Here is a 22,708-nt window from a genome sequence, read left to right as displayed (position 1 = left end):
AAGCCTTCGGGTTTCTTTTTCTATCGATGGAGGTGGAAAATGATTGATGAGTTTGTAAATCAGGTGTTTGACCAGCAATTTGTAGAGGAATTTGGTCCGGAGTCTTTAGAGAAACTGTCGCCGACTGAGCTTGTATTGACCAAAGAACAGGACGGTCAGTTGGTCGGTGTCCTGCAGGCGGTGAAGACATTGGAAACTATTCATGTCAAAGCTTTGGTAGTGGCTAAAGAAGCGCAAGGTTTGGGGCTGGGTAGTCAATTGTTGTCAGAATTGGAGGAGCAGGCCAGAGAACTGGAAGTGACCAGTATTACCCTATCCACCAAATCCTACCAAGCTAAGGATTTCTACTTGAAAAATGGCTATGAACTATACGCGAGTTTAGAGGACGTTCCCCTCAAAGGTGTCACAAAATATCACTTCATAAGGAGAATAGGAAAAGGTTGAGGTTGGGCATAAAATCCAACCTCAACCTCATTAATTAGTAAAAACATATTGACGTAGGGGTTGATTGTTCATACGGTTCGGGGAACCTTTTGAAGTTGGAAATAAGGGTTGCGTAGAAAGCCTCATTTCCTTCGCGTTTGACGCTCCGAACCAGTCCTAACGAATGATACGAACTCCGTTCGTTCAATTTCCAACCTCCAACAGTCACTGCTCTGACTGTTGGAGCTGTTCGGGGGCGGGAGTGAAACAGTCTGGGGATAGACTGTTTCAGCTCAACAACTGGAAATAAGGACTTGTTGACGAACTCTCTTTTCATTATTCGAGTTCTTTCCCGCTCCCAATTTTTTCAAATAAAAAAATCGAAGAGGAATCCTGCTTCGATTTAGTTTGTTTAGTGATCGGGGGTCAGAATCATTGGAATGATGATTGGCTCCCGTTCTGTTTTTTCATAAAGGAATGGTCGCAGGGCGTTGACAATAGCGCCGTTGACCGTTTGGATATTGGCATCCTTGTTGCGCATGGCGATACGGATGGCGTTGAAGAGAACGCGCTGGCTCTCACGAATCAGGTCGCCTGATTCACGCATGTAGATGAAACCTCGGCTGAGGACATCTGGTCCAGCCAAAATCATCTTGGTCTTGAAGTCTACGGTTGCGACTGCAAGGACTACACCGTCTTCAGATAAATCACGACGATCTTTGAGGACAGCGGCTCCGATTTCACCGATACGGTTTCCGTCAACGTAGATATCTTGGGCGTTGAATTGACCGGCCATGCGGGCTCTGTCCTTGGTCAGAGCCAGGACATCTCCGTTTTCCATGATGAAGATGTTATCCTTAGGAACTCCAGTATCAACAGCTAGACTGGCATGGATTTTTTGCATGCGGTATTCACCATGCACAGGCATGAAGAATTTTGGCTTAATCAAGCGGAGCATGAGTTTTTGTTCCTGCTGGCCACCGTGTCCGGAGGTATGGATGTTGTTAATCTTACCGTGGATGACATCGACACCAGCCTCAATCAAGATATTGATGAGCTTGTTGACACCTGTGGTATTTCCCGGAATCGGCGAAGATGAGAAGATAACCGTATCGCCTGGCTGGAGTTGGACCTGACGGTGGGTACCGTGGGCAATCCGCGAGAGGGCCGCCATTGGCTCTCCTTGACTACCTGTACAGAGAATCATTATCTCGTTGGCAGGGTATTCCTTGATTTCATTTGGCTCGATAAAGGTATCTTTCGGCACCTTGATGTAGCCCAGCTCAATACCGTTGACAATAGCTTTTTCCATGGAGCGGCCAAAGACAGCAATCTTACGACCGGTCTTGACAGCAGCATCTGCAGCCTGCTGGAGGCGGAAGATGTTGGAGGCAAAGGATGCGAAGATAATGCGCCCGTGGATGCCTTCAATCAGCTTCATGATGGACTGACCGACCACTTTTTCAGAGTTGGTAAAGGTCGGAACTTCAGCGTTAGTCGAGTCAGAGAGGAGGCAGAGAACGCCTTCTTCTCCCAGGGCTGCCATACGGTGCAAATCAGCTGGCTCACCAACTGGGGTAAAGTCAAACTTGAAGTCACCGGTACAGACGATTTTTCCTTGCGGTGTATCGACCACAACACCCAGGGGTTCTGGAATGGAGTGGGTGGTGCGGAAGAAGCTGACCTTGAGGTGTTTAAAAGTCAATTCTGTATTGTGGTTAATTTCAAACAGTTTGGCATCACGAAGGAGACCGTGCTCTTCTAATTTGCCACGAATAAGGGCTAGGGCTAGGGGACCTGCGTAGATAGGGACATTGGCTTGTTTGAGTAGGAAAGGAATCCCCCCGATGTGGTCCTCGTGCCCGTGGGTAATGACCAAGCCTTTGACGCGGTCGATATTTTCAACAATATAGGAGTAGTCTGGGATAACGTAGTCGATACCCAATAGGTCATCTTCGGGGAACTTGATGCCGGCATCAACGATGAGGATGTCGTCCTGGTACTCGATACCGTAGGTGTTCTTCCCGATTTCTCCCAAACCACCGATGGCGAAGACGCCAACTTCATGAGGTTTTAGATTGACTGATGACATAAATTAGAACTCCGTAAGTTTGAAATCTGCGTGCTCTTTCTCGTATTCGAGGTGCTTGTCAGATAGGAGGTCGACAAATTCGACGTTGTAGGCTGGGAACTTGTTTTCAACCAATTCCTTGACCTTGATACGACCTTGCAATTCGTCAGCAGCATCTACTTGAACATAGAGAACTTGGGTCTGCTCACGGCGTGGGCTGACTTTGGTTTCTTGGTAAAATACTTTAAAAATCATGTGTAGTGTAGTTTCCTTTCTTCTTTTGACTGTGTCTATGAAAAAGATACAAATAGGGGTGCTATTTGTTGGGTCTATTCAATTTTTTTGAGTTATTAGGTTTCACAGCCGGTATATTACTCTTCATTATACCATAAAATAAAGCCTTGGTAAATTGAATTGACGGAGAATTGAAAATGATATGGTTTTCAATTTGTTGGGCAAATTTCAATTCCGAGTTAGCCACCTATAAGAAATTCTCTCGGTGACTTGTAGCCCAAACATTTTTTGGGATAGTTATTGATCCAATTTTCGATAAAAGCGACTTCTTTCGGGGTCGTTTTTGTGGTTCCTTTCGACAACCACCGTCGGATAAGCCTATTGTGATTCTCGTTCGTGCCTCTCTCCCAAGAGGAATAAGGGTGAGAGTAGTAGACATGTTCCTCCGGACACACTTCTGACAAGCGACTAAACTCGGTTCCATTATCTGTAGTAATGGATTTGATTTGGAACTCCTTCAAGACGAGTTTCAAGGCCTGATTCACAGCCTCAGCCGATTTATTTGGAATCAATCGAATGATTTGGTGGCGACTTCGCCTGTCCGTCAAGACCAAAAGGCATTGTTTATGACCAGGTCATTGACCTGACAGAGCTGAAGGAGGTTGGGTGAGACAACCTAGCCCTAGCCTTTTCAATTTGAATTTCTCTCTCAAATAGCTTACAATAGAGGGATAGTAGTTCAAAGGAAGAAAATCATGAAAATTTTAGCATTAGATAGTTCCAATCAGGCTCTTTCGGTGGCGCTGGTGGAAGATGGCCGCCTGCTGGCGGAGACGCTCTTGGCCATCAAGAAAAATCACAGTATCAGCCTCATGCCGACAGTGGATTTTTTAGTGGCTCAGGTTGGTTGGACACCCAAGGATTTGGAGCGAATTGTCGTGGCTCAGGGGCCTGGTTCTTACACGGGCTTGCGGGTAGCGGTGGCGACGGCCAAGACTCTGGCTTACACTCTGCAGATTGATTTGGTCGGGGTTTCTAGCCTGCAGTCGCTGGTGCCAGCTGGCCTCTCTGGTCGGGTGGTTCCGCTCATTGATGCGCGCCGCAATTCGGTCTATGCTGGGGTTTATGAAAATGGCAGAGCTACTCAAGCTGACCAATACTGGGTATTTGAGGAATTATTGGCTAGCCTGTCTGGTCAGGAAAACCTGACTTTTATCGGGGAAGTAACAAACTTTGTCGAGCAGATAAAACAAGCTTTTCCAGAGGCGGCTATTCAAACCAGCCTGCCGTCCGCCTATCAGCTGGCGGTGATTGGTCAGGACTTGTCTGTGGTGGAAGTGACCAGTTTTGAGCCAGCCTACCTCAAACGTGTCGAGGCTGAGGAAAATTGGCTCAAGGACCATGCTGCTGGTGATGAAAACTATATCAAACGTGTATGATTGAAATTAGGAAATACGAGGGGCAGGCGGACTTAGTTCCGGCTGTATATGCCGTTTTGACGGATGTGTATGAGCGGTCGCCTTGGACGGAAAGTCAAGTGGCTGCGGATATGGCTGGGGCGGATACGACCTATTATCTGGCCTATGAAGGTCAGGAGTTGGTCGGATTTTTGGCTGTTCAGACGGTGCTGGATGAGATGGAAATCTTGCAGATTGCTGTCAAGGCTGATTTTCAGAGGCTGGGAATCGCCAGTCAACTGATGGCTGCTGTGATGGACTGGGATGGTGACATCTTCCTCGAAGTGAGGGAGTCTAATAGTGCAGCTCAAGCCCTCTATACACGCCAGCATTTTACCAAAATAGGAAAACGAAAAGACTACTACCGCCATCCTGTCGAGGACGCGGTGATGATGAAGAGAGAACGGAATGGAAGATAGATTGATTTTGGCCATCGAGACATCCTGTGATGAGACGTCAGTGGCGGTTTTACGAGGTGAAGCGGAGCTTTTGTCCAATGTGATTGCCAGTCAGGTTGCCAGCCACCAGCGTTTTGGGGGTGTGGTGCCCGAGGTGGCTAGCCGCCACCATGTGGAGGTTATCACGGCTTGCATCGAGGAGGCTTTGCTTGCGGCTCAGGTAACGGCTGAGGACTTGTCAGCGGTTGCGGTAACCTACGGTCCAGGCTTGGTCGGGGCACTCTTGGTCGGGATTTCGGCGGCCAAGGCTTTTGCCTGGGCACATGGTTTGCCTTTAATTCCTGTTAATCATATGGCGGGGCATTTGATGGCGGCGCGTGCGGTTAAGGAATTGGAATTTCCTCTCTTGGCGCTCTTGGTCAGCGGCGGGCACACGGAGTTGGTCTATGTGTCTGAGGCGGGCGATTACAAAATTGTCGGTGAGACGCGCGATGATGCGGTCGGTGAGGCTTATGACAAGGTCGGTCGCGTTATGGGCTTGCCTTATCCGGCTGGTCGGGTCATTGATGAATTGGCTCATCAAGGTGAGGACATTTACAATTTCCCGCGGGCTATGATCAAGGAAGATAATCTGGAGTTTTCATTTTCGGGTCTCAAGTCGGCCTTTATCAACCTCTACCATAATGCCCAGCAAAAAGGGGAGACCTTGTCCAATGCGGACCTGTCAGCCTCTTTCCAAGCTTGTGTTATGGACATTCTCATGGCTAAAACCAAGAAGGCCTTGGAGCAATACCCTGTCAAGACCTTGGTTGTGGCGGGCGGTGTAGCAGCCAATCAAGGCTTGCGTGAGCGTCTGGCGGCTGAAATCACCGATGTGGATGTGATTATCCCACCTCTTCGTCTTTGTGGTGACAATGCCGGGATGGTTGCTCTTGCGGCTGTGTCCGAGTACAACAAGGGTAACTTTGCGGGTTGGGAGCTCAACGCCAAGCCGAGTTTGGCGTTTGATAATTTGTAAGAGTTTCGTGAGAGGTTGGACGTTGGCCCAGCCTCTTGTTATCAATAGGAGAAGATATGAAGGATATGAATTTTCGGTCGGGCATGGAAGCAGCTCTGCCGACGGTTTTGGGTTATGCTAGCATCGGTTTTGCTTGCGGGGTGGTCTCGGTCAATTCAGGGATTACGGCCGTTGAGATGGGGCTGATGAGTCTCTTGGTTTACGCGGGGAGTGCCCAGTTTGTCATGTGTGCTATGATTTTAGCTGGGGCACCGCTTTTGTCCATTGCGGTGACGGTATTTTTTGTTAATATCCGCCTTTTTTTGATGACTTTGCACACGACAACGATTTTTCAAGGCAATAGCCTGGGTTCTAATGTTTTGATAGGTTCCCTCTTGACGGATGAATCTTATGCGGTGCTTTTGCGAAAGCATGTTGAGGAAAAGCAGATTGCGCCCAGCTGGATGTATGGCAATAATCTAGCCAGCTATGCCTCTTGGTTTGTCTTTACAGTTTTGGGAAATATGCTGGGTGGTTTGATTGCTAATCCTGAGGCTTTGGGCTTGGATTTTGCTTTGATTGCCATGTTTGTTGGGATTTTTTCTGGCCAATTGGAGGCTATGGCTCGGCAACTTCCTATGAAGAAGATTGGTTTGATTTTGCTTTCGGTTTTGGTGGTTTATGTTGGCTTGGCAAGCCTAGTCTCGTCTTATTTGGCGGTCTTGTTGGCGACGCTTGTTGGATGTACAGTGGGGGTGATGGTTGATGGTCAATAAAACTATATTTTTGATTATTCTAGCTGCGGCTGCGGTGACTTGGTTTCCGCGGGTTCTCCCGTTTGTCTTGACTCAAAAAAAAGGTTTGCCTGATAGACTGGTCAAGTTTCTCAGCTTTTTGCCGCTGACTATTATCTTTGCCTTGACCTTATCTAGTATCATGGACGAGGAGGTTGGACGGTTGCCGAGCTTCTTGCCGGTAGAAAGCCTAGCTTTACTTCCAACTTTTTGGGTGGTTCTCAAGACGAAAAACATCTTGCTTGCGGTCCTGGTTGGTGTTCTGACGACAGCGCTGCTAAGATTGGTATCTATATAGAAAAAAGTAAGGGCTGGGTCTCTTCCTTTGCTTAGCGATTTTCTTGCCTCCACTTAGACGGCGATTGGTGATAGTGACGTTTGAAAGCAGTGGAATAATTGGATTGAAGATAGGTCTGTTGGTTTAATTTCTTAATGCTCATGAATCTCTTGCATTTTTATAAAATAAGTTATATAATAAGGACGTTGAAAACTAACTTGCAAATCTACAAGTTATATTTTTCACAAAAAGGATTAAAAGGCTTGCCTTTTAAAAATACAACTCGATTTTCATAAGGAGGAAATCATAAATGGTAGTTAAAGTTGGTATTAACGGTTTCGGTCGTATCGGTCGTCTTGCATTCCGTCGTATCCAAAATGTTGAAGGTGTTGAAGTTACTCGTATCAACGACCTTACAGATCCAGCAATGCTTGCACACTTGTTGAAATACGACACAACTCAAGGTCGTTTCGACGGTACTGTTGAAGTTAAAGATGGTGGTTTCGAAGTTAACGGTAAATTCGTTAAAGTTTCTGCAGAACGCGAACCATCTAACATTGACTGGGCTACTGACGGTGTAGAAATCGTTCTTGAAGCAACTGGTTTCTTTGCATCTAAGTCTGCTGCTGAGCAACACATCCATGAAAATGGTGCTAAGAAAGTTGTTATCACTGCACCTGGCGGTAACGACGTTAAAACAATCGTTTTCAACACTAACCACGATATCCTTGATGGTACTGAAACAGTTATCTCTGGTGCTTCATGTACTACAAACTGTTTGGCTCCAATGGCTAAAGCTCTTCAAGACAACTTCGGTGTTGTTGAAGGTTTGATGACAACTATCCACGCTTACACTGGTGACCAAATGATCCTTGACGGACCACACCGTGGTGGTGACCTTCGTCGTGCGCGCGCTGGTGCTGCAAACATCGTTCCTAACTCAACTGGTGCTGCTAAAGCTATCGGCTTGGTAATCCCAGAATTGAACGGTAAATTGGACGGTGCTGCACAACGCGTACCTACTCCAACAGGTTCTGTAACTGAATTGGTTGCTGTTCTTGAGAAAAACGTAACTGTTGACGAAATCAATGCTGCAATGAAAGCTGCTGCTAACGAGTCTTACGGTTACACTGAAGACCAAATCGTATCTTCAGATATCGTAGGTATCTCATACGGTTCATTGTTCGACGCAACTCAAACTAAAGTTCTTGACGTTGACGGCAAACAATTGGTGAAAGTTGTTTCATGGTACGACAACGAAATGTCTTACACTTCACAACTTGTTCGTACTCTTGAGTACTTCGCAAAAATCGCTAAATAATCCTTAGTGAAAATCAAAGAGGCTTCGGCCTCTTCAGATTGCAGACAAATATCGTTTCGGTATTTGTCTTTTTTACTGTTTTTAGAGAAAAGTGTCTGTTTTGGTGCTTAAACCACCTCATCTGGACAAAATAAAAAGGCTCTCCCGCCATCCTTTTGACAAGTTTTTTGAGATTTAAGCACGCCAAAGAGTTCTATCTAAAACAAGAAGACTTGACTAGGATTAAGTTCAACGTATCTTCTCAAGGGTTATGTCAACACCGTCTTTTTAAATACAGTTAAAAGGTCTAATAAATAGGCCTTTTTATAATTAAAAAAACAGATTCGCGGATTATTCAGAAAATTCTTGTAAAATAATGTGATGAAAGTGCTTTACTTTTTAGTAGTAAATAATATATAATAACACCAAGAAAACGTTTGCATATTTTGGCTAGAAAATAAGAGAGGAGATATATGACGACGTTGGCAGATGTGGCGAAAAGGGCCAATGTTTCAAAGATGACAGTTTCCAGGGTTCTGAATCATCCAGAACTCGTTACGGAAGAGTTAAAACAGATGGTCTTGTTAGCAATGAAAGAGTTAGATTATCAACCGAATGTTGTGGCAAAAGCCCTTGCACAACAACGAACTCTGACAGTCCAGGTCATTATCTTAGAGGAAATGGAGACTGTCGAGCCTTATTATGCTGAGTTGATAGCAGGAATTTCACTCGGACTGAGCGAAAAAAACTATACAATGCAAATTGTGACGGATCGGAATCAAGTGACGGAACAATGTGACGGCTACATTGTCACAGGTGCGCGTATAGAAGATTATGGCTGGCTGCGAAGGTTGATGAAACCCGTAGTCTTATTTGGCGAAAATATGGTGGGACTTCCGTTTGTAGATACACACAATAAGGAAGCAACCTACCAAGCAAGTCGCTTTGCCTTTGAGAAAAGCTATGAACAGGTCGTATTTGTTGGGATAGATTTGCCAGATGCCTTTGCACAATCTAGGGAAGCTGGGTATGTAGAGGCAATGGAGGAATTGGGACATCCCCCTAAAATTTATCGTCTAGAAAACAGGTCTAGGGTATCAGAAGACTTTGTAAGACAATTGGACTTGTTATCACCCAATACTTGCTTTATATGTGCTTCTGATCGCATAGCGCTTGGTATTGAGCGGGGGTTATTATTTTCATCAAAGAGAGTCCCAGAAGATTATGGGATTATTGGATTTGATGGAATCTTTATTGACCGCGTTTCTCGTCCTCAATTAACCACTATGCGGCAACCGTTCCGAAAAATGGGGAGAATTACTGTTAATCAGTTAATGACTCTGGTGGAGGGCTGTGAATTAAAGGAACAAAAGCGATTTTGCCAAGCTAGCTTGGTAGTGAGAGAAAGTACTAGAGCATAAAATGAATGATGCTACATAACTAATAGAGGGGTTGTTAAATCCAGTGTTGATGGGTACGATGACTGGGTAAATAAAGAGTACAATCCCTTTTTTGATTAAGAAAGCTGTTACCGATAACAATTAAGAAAACGTTTGCAAAAGAAAATATTTTTTATATACTATTATCATATTATACATACCAAAGGAGTACGGCATGAATAGAAAACGTTTGCGTTTAGTAAAAAAATCACCAATGTTTGAAAAAAAAGTTATTTTCGGAATTCGTAAGTTTACGATAGGAGTTGCGTCCGTCGGTATAGCGACAGCCTTTTTAATGTCTGGACCTGGTCAAACAGTTCATGCTGAGGAAGTGGCTACTCCTGTGGAAGCTATTATAACCGATGTTTCTGAGCAGCCTGTCGAAACAGTTGAGCCAGCCCCAGTTGCAGAGACTACGCCTACAGCCTTGGATACAGCACCAAGTTCAGAAGAAACGGTGACTGAGTCTACATCAAATTCAACTGGAGTATCAGAAACAGTTGAGACTCCAGCAGTAACGGAGGTTGTTGAAACAGTAGATAATGCATCAGCAGAACCGCTGGCAACTACTGAAACAGCTGTGGCAGAAAGAGCTGCAGCAGAAACAGCTACATTATCCACCCCGGCAGAAGCACCAATTGAAGAAGGCAGTATTCGTCTGCACTTTGAAAATGTAGATGAAACAGCGCCAGAGAGCCAAGGACTGTGGACTTGGGGAGGAGTGGCAGAGCCGTCCGATGGTAATCAATGGCCAACGGATACAGCGAATTTTTCAAGCAGTCAGGTAGATGACTACGGCCATTATGTTGATATTAAAAAATCTGAGACACCAGGCACAATCGGTTATTTGGTCCTTAAAGATGGGGAAAAAATAACAGAATCGGACCAAAAAGTGGAGCTTCTTGTTCCGGAACAAAATGAGGCTTGGATTGCTAGCGATTATACTGTTTCTAGCTATGAGCCACTCAAGGATGATAATGTTCTCCGCATCAATTACACACGTGAAGACAACAATTATGATGGTTGGGGCGTATGGACTTGGGGAGATACGACTGAAGCAAGTAGCGGCTGGCCAACGGGCGCCCTTGACTTTAAACTTGGCAAATACGGTGCTTATGTTGACATTCCTCTTTCGAATGGTTTAGATTCTAAGCTTGGATTTCTACTAATCAATCAGAATAATCCAGATCTTGCTGGCAATAAATCGATTGATTTAGCTTTTGCAGATCGTAAACGGCATAGCCAAATTTTCCTTCGAAACGATGACGACAAAGTTTACACAAATCCATATTTTATCGAAGAGAAAGTAGAATTAGATACAAGTAAAGCTACTCCGGGTACAAAAAATGTGACTGTTGAGGCTAGTAGCAAAGCACCATTCAACTACAATGAGAGCGGCTTGGTATTTGTTACTGTCACTAACCCTGAAAATGCTGAGATAGTTAAAATGGAAGTCGATACAAGTGCCATCGGTGGAGGCCTTGTACCAATCTCTTCTGAGCTCAATCGTGTGACCATTAAAGCGACGTCTAGCACAGCGCCAGGTACATATAGTCTTCCTGTAAAGGTCTATGACAAGGACAATGGTTACTACGAAACAAAATTGGATGTGACCATTACGGAGCGCATTAAGGCAGAAGGTGAAAAAGACTGGGATGAGCAAGTCATCTACTTCATGATGACCGACCGTTTCTACAATGGTGACGTTAGCAATGATCAGGTGGTTGACGGAGACGTGACCAATCCTCGCGGTCTTTACCAAGGTGGTGACTTCAAAGGAGTGACAGCCAAGCTGGATTACTTGAAAGAACTGGGTGTGGACTCTATCTGGTTGACTCCGATTGTGGAAAATATTCCACAGAATGTTGGTAGCGCAACAGATGGAGAGTACTATGCTTACCATGGTTATTGGGCATCCAATTTTGAGAAACTTAATCCGCATTTGGGAAGTTTAGCCGACTTCCACGAATTGATTGATGCCGCGGCAGAAAAAGGAATAAACATTGTTGTCGATGTGGTGCTTAACCATGCTGGCTATGGTACAGAAGAAACCTTTGCAGGTATGGTACGGACTAAGGAAGAAGACAAGCAGGGAGATGACCAATTAGGCTCATTATCTGGATTACCAGACTTCAAGACAGAAGAAGCAGTTGTTCGCAATCAGTTGGTTGCTTGGCAGGCATCTTGGTTGGAACGCTCAACAACTGCCAAGGGCAACTCTATCTATGCTTTCCGTGTCGATACAGTCAAACACGTTGATGATACCACATGGCAACATTTCAAAAATGAATTGGTGGATAGAGATCCTGACTTCCACTTGATTGGGGAAACTTGGGGAGCGAATTATAAGGATACCAAGGGTGACTTGGGAGTCGGTACTATGGACAGCTTGTTGGACTTTGGCTTTAAGGATATTGCCAAATATCTGGTCAATGGTCAACTAAAAGCAGCTGGACAAGAGCTGGAAGAACGTAGCAAGGTTCTGACTAGTGCAGCTTCTCTGGGTCAATTCTTGGGCAGTCACGACGAAGATGGTTTCCTCTACAGTCTCAGTGGCGCAGAAAAAGAAGGCAATCTGGATAAACTGAAATTGGCTGCTAGTCTCTTGATTACTGCTAAAGGTCAGCCTGTCATCTACTACGGTGAAGAATTAGGCCAATCTGGGCAAAACAACTGGCCAGTTTATGATAACCGGTACGATTTCGATTGGAGTAAGGTAGAAACAAGTGACATAGAGGACCATTACCAAAAATTGTTGGCTTTCCGTAATGCCAATTCAACACTACTCTCACGTGGTGATACAAGCACACTTGCTGGAAATGATAGCCAAGGTTGGCTTATCAGCAAACGCGGTTACCAAGATCAAGTAGCCTATCTTGTCTTCTCAACCAATACCGAGAACAAGGAAATGGCGCTTGAAGTATCTGGTAAAGATGTGGTTGTCACAGATGCCTACACAGGAAAATCTTACCAAGCTATCGAGAAAGATGGTAAATGGGTTGTTCAAGTCGAACTGCCAACAATCGGTCAAGGTGGCACCATGCTCCTTCAGACTCAAGCAGGTGACATCGTCAATGCAAGTGTGCAAGGAGCAACTGAAGAACCAATTGAAGCAGGTTACTTCCGTGTTCACTTTAAAACTCTACCATCTGATAATTTATCTAGCCTAGGTTTATGGACATGGGATGATGTCGAAAAACCATCGTCAGATCTTGGTGCTTGGCCAACAGGTGCAACCAATTTCAGTACTGCTAAGCAGGATGACTATGGCTATTATCTGGACATCAAGATGAAAGATGAAACAGCCAGCAAGATTAGTCTGTTGATTAATAACACTTCTGGTGATAACATCACAGGTGACAAGACCATTGAACGAATTAGCACCAAGATGAATGAAGCTTGGTTTGATGAAAACTACCAACTCAGCCTCTATCAACCGCTTAAAGAAGGCTACATCCGTATCAATTACTTCCGTACCGATGGCAATTATGACCAAAAAGGTCTCTGGATTTGGGGTGATGTGACTGACCTTACCTTGGGTGACTGGCCAAATGGTATTGATTTTGAAAACCAAGGCAAGTACGGTGCCTATATTGATGTCAAATTGACAGATTTACCAAGTTCCATTGGCTTCTTGCTATTGGATGAAAGCAAGTCAGGAGATGATGTGAAGATTCAACAGAAAGATTATAGCTTTACAGATTTGAAAAATCAGACACAAATCTTCCTCAAGGATGATGATACGACTATTTACACCAACCCTTATTTTGTCAATAATGTCCGTGTGACAGGTGTTTCTCACGTTAGTTTAACAGCTTTAGAAGCAGCCTTTACAACATTGGAAGGTGCGGATAAGGATAGCATCTTGGAGAAATTGTCTGTAACAGATAAGAATGGTCAGACAGTTGCAGTGACGGATCTTGTCTTGGATGCCACTAGCAACAAGGTGCGAGTCCTCGGGGATTTCAACCAAGAAAATGCGGGCTATACTCTCAAATATGGCAATGATAGCTTCACAACAACTATGAGCTGGCAGTTGAAGGATGAGCTCTATGCTTATGATGGAGAGCTTGGTGCGCGTGTGCGTCAGGCTGGTAGTGTCGTTGATATGACTCTCTGGTCTCCAAGTGCAGACAGTGTGGCAGTTGTTCTTTATGATAAGGATGACCAATCTAAGGTGGTCGGTAAATTGGCCATGACCAAGGGCGATAAAGGACAATGGGACCTCGAATTGAACAGTCAATCAGGTCTTGGTATCGCGGACTATCGTGGTTACTACTACCATTATGAAATCACTCGTGGGGATCAATCTGTTCTTGTTTTAGACCCATATGCTAAATCTTTAGCGGAGTGGAATAGTGATTTGGCCGATACAGACCCATCTTATCGGATTGCAAAAGCTGCGATTGTGGACCCAGCAGAAGTTGGTCCAAGTGATTTGAACTATGCCACCATTCCTAACTTCAATCAGCGTGAAGATGCTATTATCTATGAGGTTCATGTCCGTGACTTCACATCAGATCCTGCAATTTTGGATGAATTGACTGCTCAGTTCGGTACCTTCGCAGCCTTTGCAGAGCGTCTCAGCTACCTCAAAGACCTGGGTGTGACCCATATTCAGTTGCTACCAGTTATGAGCTACTATTATGTCAATGAATTGAAAAATGCAGAGCGGATGAGCGAGTACGCATCAAGCAACAGCAACTACAACTGGGGCTATGATCCACAGAGCTACTTTGCCTTTACAGGTATGTATTCTACAGACCCAACAGATCCGTTGAAACGCATCGAGGAATTCAAAAACCTGGTCAATGAAATCCACAAACAAGGCATGGGTGTGATTTTGGATGTGGTCTATAACCACACTTCTAAGACCTTCTTATTTGAAGACTTAGAGCCAAACTATTATCACTTTATGGAGGCAGATGGTACGGCTAAATCAAGCTTTGGTGGTGGTCGTCTGGGAACAACTCATTATATGAGCCGTCGTGTCTTAGTTGATTCCATCAAGTATCTTGTGGATGAGTTTAAGGTAGATGGTTTCCGCTTCGATATGATGGGGGACCATGATGCCGAAGCAATTGAGTTGGCCTTTACCGAGGCTCAAAAACTCAATCCAAACATCATTATGCTTGGTGAGGGTTGGAGAACCTTTACAGGTGATGCCAATCAACCTGTTCAGCCAGCGGACCAAGACTGGATGAGTTCAACAGATACGGTTGCGGTATTCTCAGATGACATTCGCAACACACTTAAATCAGGTTATCCAAACGAAGGTCAGCCAGCCTTCATCACAGGCGGTGCTAAGAGTGTAGAATCTGTCTTTAATAACATCAAGGCACAACCAGGCAACTTCTTGGCAGATGATCCAGGTGATGTGATCCAATATATTGCTGCGCATGATAACTTGACGCTCTTTGATATCATTGCTCAGTCCATCAAGAAGGATCCATCAATCGCTGAAAATTACACGGAAATTCACCAACGGCAACGTTTGGGTAACTTGCTAGTTTTGACTGCTCAAGGGACACCGTTCATCCATTCTGGTCAGGAGTATGGACGGACCAAACAGTTCCTTCACCCTGATTATCAGTACCCTGTAGCAGAAGATCAAGTGCCGAACAAAGCTCATTTGTTGACAAATGCTGATGGTACACCATTTGATTACCCATACTACATTCATGACTCTTACGATTCATCTGATGCCGTCAACAAGTTTGACTGGACCAAAGCGACAGATGAGGCGCTCTATCCAGAGAATACCCGTACTCAGGCCTTTACAAAAGGATTGATTGCCTTGCGCAAATCTACAGATGCCTTCCGTTTGGGAACAAAAGACCAAGTCGATCAAATGGTTAGCTTGATTTCAATTCCAGGTCAGAATGGTATTGCTACAAATGATGTGGTTATTGCCTATCAAACCATTGCAAGCAACGGTGATCGCTATGCTGTCTTTGTCAATGCTGACAGTAAAGAACGTAGTTTTGTTCTTTCAGATATTTACAAAGACTTACTGCAGGGTCAAGTATTGGTTGATGGTGAACGTGCAGGTGTAGAAGCATTGTCTGATTTAGTGGGTGTCGAATTGACTGATAGCGCAGTTGTTCTTGCACCTTTGACAGCAACAGTGATTCGTTTGCCTTATATCATTACAGAAGTTCCAGATACAGCACCTACTGCTGAAGAAAAACCAACCCTAGAATTTACTACGAAAGAACGTACAGAAGAAACAGTCCTTCCGGTTGCAGAGGAAGTTCGCTATGATGAAACTCTCGCAAAAGGTCAATCTTATGTGCTTCAAGAAGGTAAGGCAGGTAAGAGAGTCTTGGTTTATCAAGATGTCTTGGTTGACGGCAAGGTAGTAGCAACAAATCTGTTATCTGAAACAGTAGTAGATGGTGAGGCACGGATTGTTGTTAAGGGTAGTATGGAGGCTAAGGAAACAGTAGAAAAACCAAGTCTTTCTACTCCAATAGCTCAAGTGTCTGAACAAACCACAAGTGCATCAAACAAAGAAAGCCTACCAGCTACAGGTGACCGACAAAGTGATTTGGCACTTCTAGGCCTCGGACTTGCTGGACTTGGTTTGACAGTTGCTGCACAAGGAAGAAACAAAAAATTAGAAGAATAGTATTCTTCGGTCGTAACAATAGTTTTTACAGTTTTTGGTAAAAACTAAAAATGTAGCAAAATTATTGAGATAGACCACATTATAAAACGCATAGAATCAACGGTTCAAGTGACATACTGATTTTATGCGTTTTTTAATGAAGAATTTACTTGGATTTTAGATCTCAAAAATTGTAATTTCTTTCATACATTTATTGATTCCCCTCCTCTCAAAAAATTTCGTTATATAGAAACAAGAATATTGTGACAGACATAGAAAACGCTTTATGGTATAATGAAAACATGACTTTATAAAAGGAGAAAAACATGTCAAATCTTTCAGTCAATGCGATTCGTTTCCTTGGTATTGATGCCATTGAAAAATCTAAATCAGGTCACCCAGGTATTGTCATGGGTGCAGCTCCGATGGCTTACAGCCTCTTTACAAAAGAACTCCGTGTCAATCCAGCGCAACCAAACTGGATTAACCGCGACCGTTTCATCTTATCAGCAGGACACGGTTCTATGTTGCTTTACGGCTTGCTCCACTTGTCAGGCTTTGCTGATGTGACAATGGATGAGATTAAGAACTTCCGTCAGTGGGGTTCTAAAACACCAGGGCACCCAGAATTCGGTCACACAGCAGGTGTCGATGCGACAACTGGTCCGCTTGGACAAGGTATTTCAACTGCAACAGGTTTTGCGCAGGCAGAGCGTTACTTGGCGGCTAAGTACAATCGCGACGGTTTCCCAATTTTTGACCACTATACCTATGTTATCTGTGGAGACGGCGACCTCATGGAAGGTGTTTCAGCTGAGGCAGCGTCATACGCAGGTCTTCAGAAGCTTGAAAAACTCATCGTTCTTTACGATTCAAACGATATTAACTTGGACGGTGAGACCAAGGATGCCTTTACGGAAAATGTCCGTGCTCGCTACGATGCCTACGGTTGGCATACAGACCTTGTGACCGATGGTACAGATGTGGATGCGATTTTTGCGGCCATTGAAAAAGCAAAAACAGCAGGCAAGCCATCTCTGATTGAAATCAAGACAGTTATTGGTTATGGTTCACCAAACAAGGCTGGTAGCAATGCGGCTCATGGTGCTCCACTTGGACCAGATGAAGCAGAAGCAACTCGCAAGGCCTTGGATTGGAACTATGCTCCATTTGAGATTCCAGAAGAAGTCTACGCTGACTTCAAAGAAAATGTGGCTGATCGTGGTGCAGCAGCTTACGACGCTTGGGTTAAATTGGTTGAAGACTACAAGGCTGCTTATCCAGAATTGGCAGATGAAGTGACAGCTATCTTGGAAGGCCGTGAATTGGCAGAGCTCAAGCCAGAAGACTTCCCAGTTTATGAAAATGGATTTTCACAAGCCACTCGTAACTCGTCACAAGACGCTATCAACGCAGCAGCAGCTGTTTTGCCAAACTTCTTTGGTGGTTCAGCCGACTTGGCTCACTCAAACATGACCGTTATCAAGGGCGAAGGATTGCAAGATGCTGCAAATCCGCTCAATCGCAACATCCAATTTGGTGTGCGTGAATTTGCGATGGGTACGATCTTGAACGGTATGGCAGCTCATGGTGGACTTCGTGTCTTTGGTGGTACATTCTTTGTATTCTCAGACTATGTCAAGGCGGCGGTACGCTTGTCAGCTCTGCAAGGATTGCCAGTGACCTATGTCTTTACCCACGACTCAATCGCAGTTGGTGAAGATGGACCAACCCACGAACCAATCGAGCACTTGGCTGGTCTTCGTGCAATGCCAAACCTCAACGTTTTCCGTCCAGCAGATGCGCGTGAAACACAAGCTGCTTGGTACTTGTCATTGACAAGCAAGTCTACTCCGTCTGCCCTTGTCCTCACTCGTCAAAACTTGACAGTTGAAGAAGGAACAGACTTTGATAAGGTTGCCAAAGGTGCCTATGTTGTCTACGATACAGAAGGCTTTGACACTATTTTGATTGCATCAGGTTCTGAAGTTAACTTGGCAGTCAAGGCAGCCAAGGAATTGGCGGCAGCTGGTACAAAAGTCCGTGTCGTGTCAGTACCTTCGACAGAGCTCTTCGATGCTCAAGACGCAGCTTACAAGGAAGAAATCCTTCCAAACGCTATTCGTCGTCGTTTGGCTATCGAAATGGGTGCTACTCAGGGCTGGTACAAGTATGTCGGCCTTGACGGTAAGGTGCTTGGTATCGATACGTTTGGTGCATCCGCTCCAGCTCAAACCGTTATCGACAACTACGGCTTCACCGTTGAAAACGTCGTGAAATTGGTTAATGAGTTGTAAAACAGATTAACTAGGAACAGCCCTTGTTTTCGGGGCTGTTTTTTTGAATCGACAGAAAACATGAAAAAGCACAATAAGTAACAGTTTGTTATCTATTGTGCTTTTAAATTATGTTTACTCATAATTTGAGTACAAGACTGTAGTGCTAAGGTAGTATGCGCTTCACTGTATTTCCTTTAACAATCTGAGGAGGATACAATTTTCCTTTTGGTCGTTTCCCGGTCTCAATTGCTGAAATGATACTTTTGGCTGCATCAATACCAAGTAATTCTTTAGGATGTTCAATTGTAGTTAATGTTAGTTCCTCAAAATTGTTGATATGCGAGTTGTCATGCCCTACGATAGAAAGGTCATTAGGAATGGAATACCCATTTTTAATTAATATATCGATAATTTTTTTGGCAATAGCGTCATTGTAACAAACTATTCCAGTTATTTCCGGATTTTCATGGATAGACTTAAGAGCTATTTCACAGATAGACTCAGAAGTTTCGGTCGTATAAGTAATAATCGAATGATTGGTTATATTTAACTTGTTTTCTTCACAAGCCTTGATAAATCCTTTCATACGATATTTACCCTGTAAGTCATCAATTTTGGTAATAAATAAGATGTTTTTATGACCATTTTTTATCAATTCACTAGTTGACTCATAACATATTTTTATATCATCAATTCGAAGGCAAGGAACCTCTAATTCTTCGTATGTTGAATTGATCATCAGAATTGGAATTTCAAGTTCTTTAAGTGTAACATAAGTTGCTATGTTGGGGTTGTACAAGTTGCTTTTAGTCGGTTCAATAATAAGCCCATCTACATTATGAGTAACCATTTTTTCAAGACATTTAAGTTCTTGTTCAACATTATTATTTGTACTAGATAATATTAGGGAATATCCTTGCTTCGTCAATTCTTCTTCGATACCACGAATTATTGACGGAAAGATATAGTCTGAAATATAAGTTGTGATAACTCCTATTGTTTTAGTTGGAGTATTATGTGTATTGAGTATAGAACGTTGTGTATTGATATAAGTACCAGACCCTCTTTTTTTGTATAGGTATCCTTCGGAAACTAGAAGTGACAGTGCATTCCTAATTGTTTGACGACTGACTTTATAGGTATTCTGCAATTCAATTTCTGTAGGTAATGGTTGGTCTTCAACGAATTGTTTGTGAATAATCATTTCTCTGATTTCAGAAGCAATCATCTGATATTTAGGCTTCATATAAAGAACCTCTTGTTTTATACTAATTTATTGTATTATAACATTATTTGATACAAATTTTCAATAGATTTGCATAATTTTGTGCAGACAAATAAAAATAATAATAAAAAAGTATTGACAAATTTTTTTGAAGAGGTTATAATATTAAATGTAAGCGCATACCAAAGAAGAATATATTCTAATAATCAAATTCTTAACGAAGGGAGAAGTGAGGGAGAAATTAAAATGTTCTCATAATTAACATTTTGACTAACTATATCTTATATACAGAAAAAACAGAGGTGTTACAAAAATGAAAATTAGTAAGTTAATAAAAAAAGCTGGATTTATGATCGCAGGAGTTACATTGTTATCAGGTTTAGCAGCATGTAGTTCAACCACACGAGGTGGAGGCGCCACAGAAGGAGCTCTTCAAGAAGGAGATTTAATTGGTATTTCGATGCCAACGAAAGCTGATCAACGTTGGAATGTCGATGGTGGAAACTTAGTTAAAGAGTTGGAAGCAGCTGGTTTTAAAACAAAACTTGCTTATGCAAATAACTCCCCTTCTCAACAATCTACAGATATTAATAACTTAGTTTCTGCTGGAGCGAAAGCTGTGGTTGTGGCTTCTGTAGATGGAACAGCCGTAGGTCCAGCTGTTCAGCAGGCAAAAGACGGTGGTGCGACGGTTATTGCCTATGACCGACTTATCATGAACACTGAGGCGGTTGACTATTATGTTACTTTTGATCTGGAGCGTACGGGCATTTTGGAGGCTGAAACGATTATCAGAAGGTTGGACTTAGAAAATGGTGGAGGAAAAGATATACCTTATAATATTGCGTTATTTGCAGGATCTGATGACGATAACAATGCTCCGTACTTCTTCAAAGGAGCGTGGGACTTGCTCCAACCGTATTTTGAATCTGGTCAACTTGTAGATCCATCTGGAATTGTAACAAAAGATTTTACAGTGGAAGACTGGAAGAAAATATCTGTCCATGCATGGGATCAATCTCAAGCTCAAAAACAAATGGATGCAATTATGACAAAATTAGGAGATCAACCTCTGGCTGCTGTTCTTTCACCATATGATGCTATTTCGCTTGGTGTTATGAAATCAATCAAAAATGCCCGCCCAGATATGACACCGTCTATTCCATTTGATGCAAAAAATCCAACAAATAAATCTGCTTGGCCAATTATTACAGGACAAGATGGTATGGATATTGCGATAACAAACATTTACTATGGTGCACAAGAACAAACAGTTTTTAAAGATGTTTCACTTCTCGCTAAACAAACTACAACTCTTATCAAAGAGATTTCAGAAGGGAAGACACCGTCTTCTGATAAAAAACCGATGAATAATGGCAAAAAGGATGTGCCAACATGGTTGATGCAATCCGATGAGCTAGTTAAAGAACCTACCGGTGATCAAAAAGGTCTCGATTATGTAGTGGAAACAGGATTTATAACTGAGGACCAATATCAAAAAGATATTAAGGCTCCAATTATTGAATAAAACCATAGAGGTTGGGCTAGTTTGTGATTGGGATTGCGAACTAGCCCGGTATTTTAAATATCCTTGCAGAGAATATTTGTCAGAAAAGCTAAAGTATAGAATAGAATGAGTAAGGAGATAGTATGCATGAATCTGAAATGATTTTACAGATGCAGGATATTACCAAAACATTTGGTCCCGTGAAAGCACTGTCTAATGTAAATTTGAATATCAAACGTGGGGAAATTCATGGAATTTGTGGGGAAAATGGTGCTGGAAAATCCACCCTAATGAATGTACTTTCGGGAGTTTACCCACATGGGACATATTCTGGTAAGATTTTGTATGATGGAAAAGAGTGTAAGTTTAAAAAGATTTCTGACTCGGAGGAGTTAGGGATTGTTGTTATTCAACAAGAGCTTGCTTTAAGCCCATTTCTGTCTATTGCGGAAAATATTTTTATGGGTAATGAAAAACAACACAATGGGGTGATAGACTGGATGCGCACACGCTCGGATGCAATTAAAGTTATGGGGCGTGTGGGATTGATGGAAAGTCCAGAAACCAAAATTATGGATATTGGTGTCGGTAAACAGCAACTTGTTGAAATTGCAAAAGCACTATCCAAAAATGTTAAGTTATTAGTTTTGGATGAACCGACAGCAGCGTTGAACGATGAAGATTCGGCTCATCTGTTGGATATTCTTAGAGATTTACGTGACAATCAAGGGGTAACATCTGTTATTATCTCACACAAGTTGAATGAGATTAAAGAGATCACTGATAATGTTACTATTATTCGTGATGGATCTACAGTTGGATATATGCCGAACTCCGAAGAAGAACCGTTAAATCAAGATCGATTGATTGCAGCAATGGTTGGACGTGAATTAACCAATTTGTATCCTGAACATGAGTCACATCCAGGTGATGAAATTTTGAGAATTGAGGATTGGACAGTTCACCATCCATTAGATCAACAACGTGTCGTAGTTGATCATGCCAATATTGAAGTACGTTCTGGAGAAATAGTTGGTATTGCAGGTTTGATGGGGGCAGGTCGAACTGAGTTAGCGATGAGTATTTTTGGACAATCCTATGGTTCAAATATTTCTGGAAAAGTTTTTATTCGTGGAAAAGAGACGGATACTTCTACTGTTCAAAAAGCAATAGCTGCCGGACTAGCCTATGCAACAGAGGATAGGAAAGGTTACGGATTGAATCTTTTGCAAAGTATTCGAGAGAATGCCTCGCTAGCTGCTCTACGGGAACATTCTAAAAACGGCGTTATGGACTCAAATGTTGAGCGTGTTGTTGCTGAACGTTATCGGAAAGAATTTCATATAAAAACTCCCTCTATTGAGGAGCAGGTCTCAAATTTATCTGGTGGGAATCAGCAAAAAGTGGTATTGGCCAAATGGGTCATTTCAAATCCAGATATTTTGATTTTAGATGAACCAACACGAGGAATTGACGTTGGTGCAAAATATGAAATTTATGAAATTATCGACAAATTGGCTAATGAAGGGAAAGCGATTATTGTTATTTCTTCGGAGCTCCCTGAATTGATTGGTATATGTGATCGCATTTATACAGTAAGCCAAGGTGTTGTCACAGAAGATGTGCCTAAAGAGAAATTCTCGCAAGAGTATCTCATGAAAGGGATGACAAAAGAAAAATCGAAGGTGGATGCGTAA

At 43.0% G+C, this 22,708-nt stretch carries 15 protein-coding genes and 2 pseudogenes; 12 read left to right on the top strand and 5 right to left on the bottom strand.

What is annotated here, in order from left to right; all coding sequences use genetic code 11:
• Nucleotides 1-39: 39 nt before the first annotated feature.
• Nucleotides 40-444, top strand: a complete 405-nt coding sequence (locus ACHBGV_RS03140) for a GNAT family N-acetyltransferase (RefSeq protein ID WP_172020946.1) — start codon at nt 40-42, stop codon at nt 442-444.
• A gap of 391 nt (nt 445-835) precedes the next feature.
• On the opposite strand, the gene rnjA is transcribed toward ACHBGV_RS03140, so the two are convergent.
• The 3 genes and pseudogenes from rnjA to ACHBGV_RS03125 all read right to left on the bottom strand — a co-directional run.
• Entirely contained in the window at nt 836-2,515 is a 1,680-nt protein-coding gene (rnjA, locus tag ACHBGV_RS03135) for a ribonuclease J1 (RefSeq protein WP_105111123.1), read from the bottom strand.
• A gap of 3 nt (nt 2,516-2,518) precedes the next feature.
• Nucleotides 2,519-2,749, bottom strand: coding sequence for a DNA-dependent RNA polymerase subunit epsilon (locus tag ACHBGV_RS03130; protein WP_105111122.1), 231 nt, complete (start codon nt 2,747-2,749; stop codon nt 2,519-2,521).
• A 218-nt stretch (nt 2,750-2,967) separates the two neighbouring features.
• Nucleotides 2,968-3,348, bottom strand: a pseudogene (locus ACHBGV_RS03125) (IS30 family transposase); the annotation flags it as partial.
• A gap of 135 nt (nt 3,349-3,483) precedes the next feature.
• Between ACHBGV_RS03125 and tsaB the strand changes: the two are divergent.
• The 6 genes from tsaB (at nt 3,484) to gap (ending at nt 7,972) form a co-directional block, all read left to right on the top strand.
• Nucleotides 3,484-4,167 carry a tRNA (adenosine(37)-N6)-threonylcarbamoyltransferase complex dimerization subunit type 1 TsaB gene (gene tsaB / locus ACHBGV_RS03120; RefSeq protein WP_394735632.1) on the top strand — a complete coding sequence of 228 codons (684 nt, stop codon included), beginning with the start codon at nt 3,484-3,486 and terminating at the stop codon, nt 4,165-4,167.
• Nucleotides 4,164-4,604 (top strand): ribosomal protein S18-alanine N-acetyltransferase, encoded by a 441-nt coding sequence (gene rimI / locus ACHBGV_RS03115; RefSeq protein ID WP_394735631.1) that lies wholly within the window; start codon nt 4,164-4,166, stop codon nt 4,602-4,604. The genes tsaB and rimI overlap by 4 nt, the downstream gene beginning before the upstream one ends.
• Nucleotides 4,594-5,601, top strand: a complete 1,008-nt coding sequence (gene tsaD, locus ACHBGV_RS03110; RefSeq protein WP_394735630.1) for a tRNA (adenosine(37)-N6)-threonylcarbamoyltransferase complex transferase subunit TsaD — start codon at nt 4,594-4,596, stop codon at nt 5,599-5,601. Before rimI ends, tsaD begins: the two co-directional genes overlap by 11 nt.
• Before the next feature lie 56 nt (nt 5,602-5,657).
• Nucleotides 5,658-6,356 (top strand): AzlC family ABC transporter permease, encoded by a 699-nt coding sequence (locus ACHBGV_RS03105; protein ID WP_257103931.1) that lies wholly within the window; start codon nt 5,658-5,660, stop codon nt 6,354-6,356.
• Nucleotides 6,346-6,672, top strand: a complete 327-nt coding sequence (locus ACHBGV_RS03100) for an AzlD domain-containing protein (RefSeq protein ID WP_172062988.1) — start codon at nt 6,346-6,348, stop codon at nt 6,670-6,672. The genes ACHBGV_RS03105 and ACHBGV_RS03100 overlap by 11 nt, the downstream gene beginning before the upstream one ends.
• A gap of 289 nt (nt 6,673-6,961) precedes the next feature.
• Nucleotides 6,962-7,972, top strand: a complete 1,011-nt coding sequence (gap, locus tag ACHBGV_RS03095) for a type I glyceraldehyde-3-phosphate dehydrogenase (protein ID WP_105111113.1) — start codon at nt 6,962-6,964, stop codon at nt 7,970-7,972.
• Nucleotides 7,973-7,985: 13 nt separating this feature from the next.
• On the opposite strand, the pseudogene ACHBGV_RS03090 reads toward gap, so the two are convergent.
• Nucleotides 7,986-8,162 (bottom strand): annotated as a pseudogene (locus ACHBGV_RS03090) (IS5/IS1182 family transposase); the annotation flags it as partial.
• Nucleotides 8,163-8,424: 262 nt separating this feature from the next.
• Here ACHBGV_RS03090 and ACHBGV_RS03085 point away from each other — a divergent pair.
• The 3 genes from ACHBGV_RS03085 (at nt 8,425) to tkt (ending at nt 18,297) form a co-directional block, all read left to right on the top strand.
• Nucleotides 8,425-9,372: a LacI family DNA-binding transcriptional regulator gene (locus tag ACHBGV_RS03085; protein ID WP_394735629.1), complete on the top strand. Its 948-nt coding sequence runs from the start codon at nt 8,425-8,427 to the stop codon at nt 9,370-9,372.
• A 193-nt stretch (nt 9,373-9,565) separates the two neighbouring features.
• On the top strand, nt 9,566-16,021 hold the full coding sequence (locus ACHBGV_RS03080) for a pullulanase (protein ID WP_394735628.1): 6,456 nt from the start codon (nt 9,566-9,568) through the stop codon (nt 16,019-16,021).
• A 305-nt stretch (nt 16,022-16,326) separates the two neighbouring features.
• Nucleotides 16,327-18,297: a transketolase gene (tkt, locus tag ACHBGV_RS03075; RefSeq protein ID WP_394735627.1), complete on the top strand. Its 1,971-nt coding sequence runs from the start codon at nt 16,327-16,329 to the stop codon at nt 18,295-18,297.
• A gap of 145 nt (nt 18,298-18,442) precedes the next feature.
• Here tkt and ACHBGV_RS03070 read toward each other — a convergent pair whose 3' ends face one another.
• A complete protein-coding gene (locus ACHBGV_RS03070; protein ID WP_318823940.1) occupies nt 18,443-19,525 on the bottom strand; it encodes a GntR family transcriptional regulator in 1,083 nt (360 codons plus the stop codon).
• Nucleotides 19,526-19,817: 292 nt separating this feature from the next.
• Between ACHBGV_RS03070 and ACHBGV_RS03065 the strand changes: the two genes are divergently transcribed.
• Nucleotides 19,818-21,032, top strand: a complete 1,215-nt coding sequence (locus tag ACHBGV_RS03065) for a sugar-binding protein (RefSeq protein WP_318823939.1) — start codon at nt 19,818-19,820, stop codon at nt 21,030-21,032.
• A 122-nt stretch (nt 21,033-21,154) separates the two neighbouring features.
• Nucleotides 21,155-22,708 (top strand): sugar ABC transporter ATP-binding protein, encoded by a 1,554-nt coding sequence (locus ACHBGV_RS03060; protein WP_318823938.1) that lies wholly within the window; start codon nt 21,155-21,157, stop codon nt 22,706-22,708.

The organism is Streptococcus sp. A34, assembly GCF_043674115.1.
Lineage (GTDB): Bacteria > Bacillota > Bacilli > Lactobacillales > Streptococcaceae > Streptococcus > Streptococcus suis_V.
The sequence above is the reverse complement of the archived record's forward strand: the minus strand, read 5'-3'. Positions and strand labels throughout refer to the sequence as shown.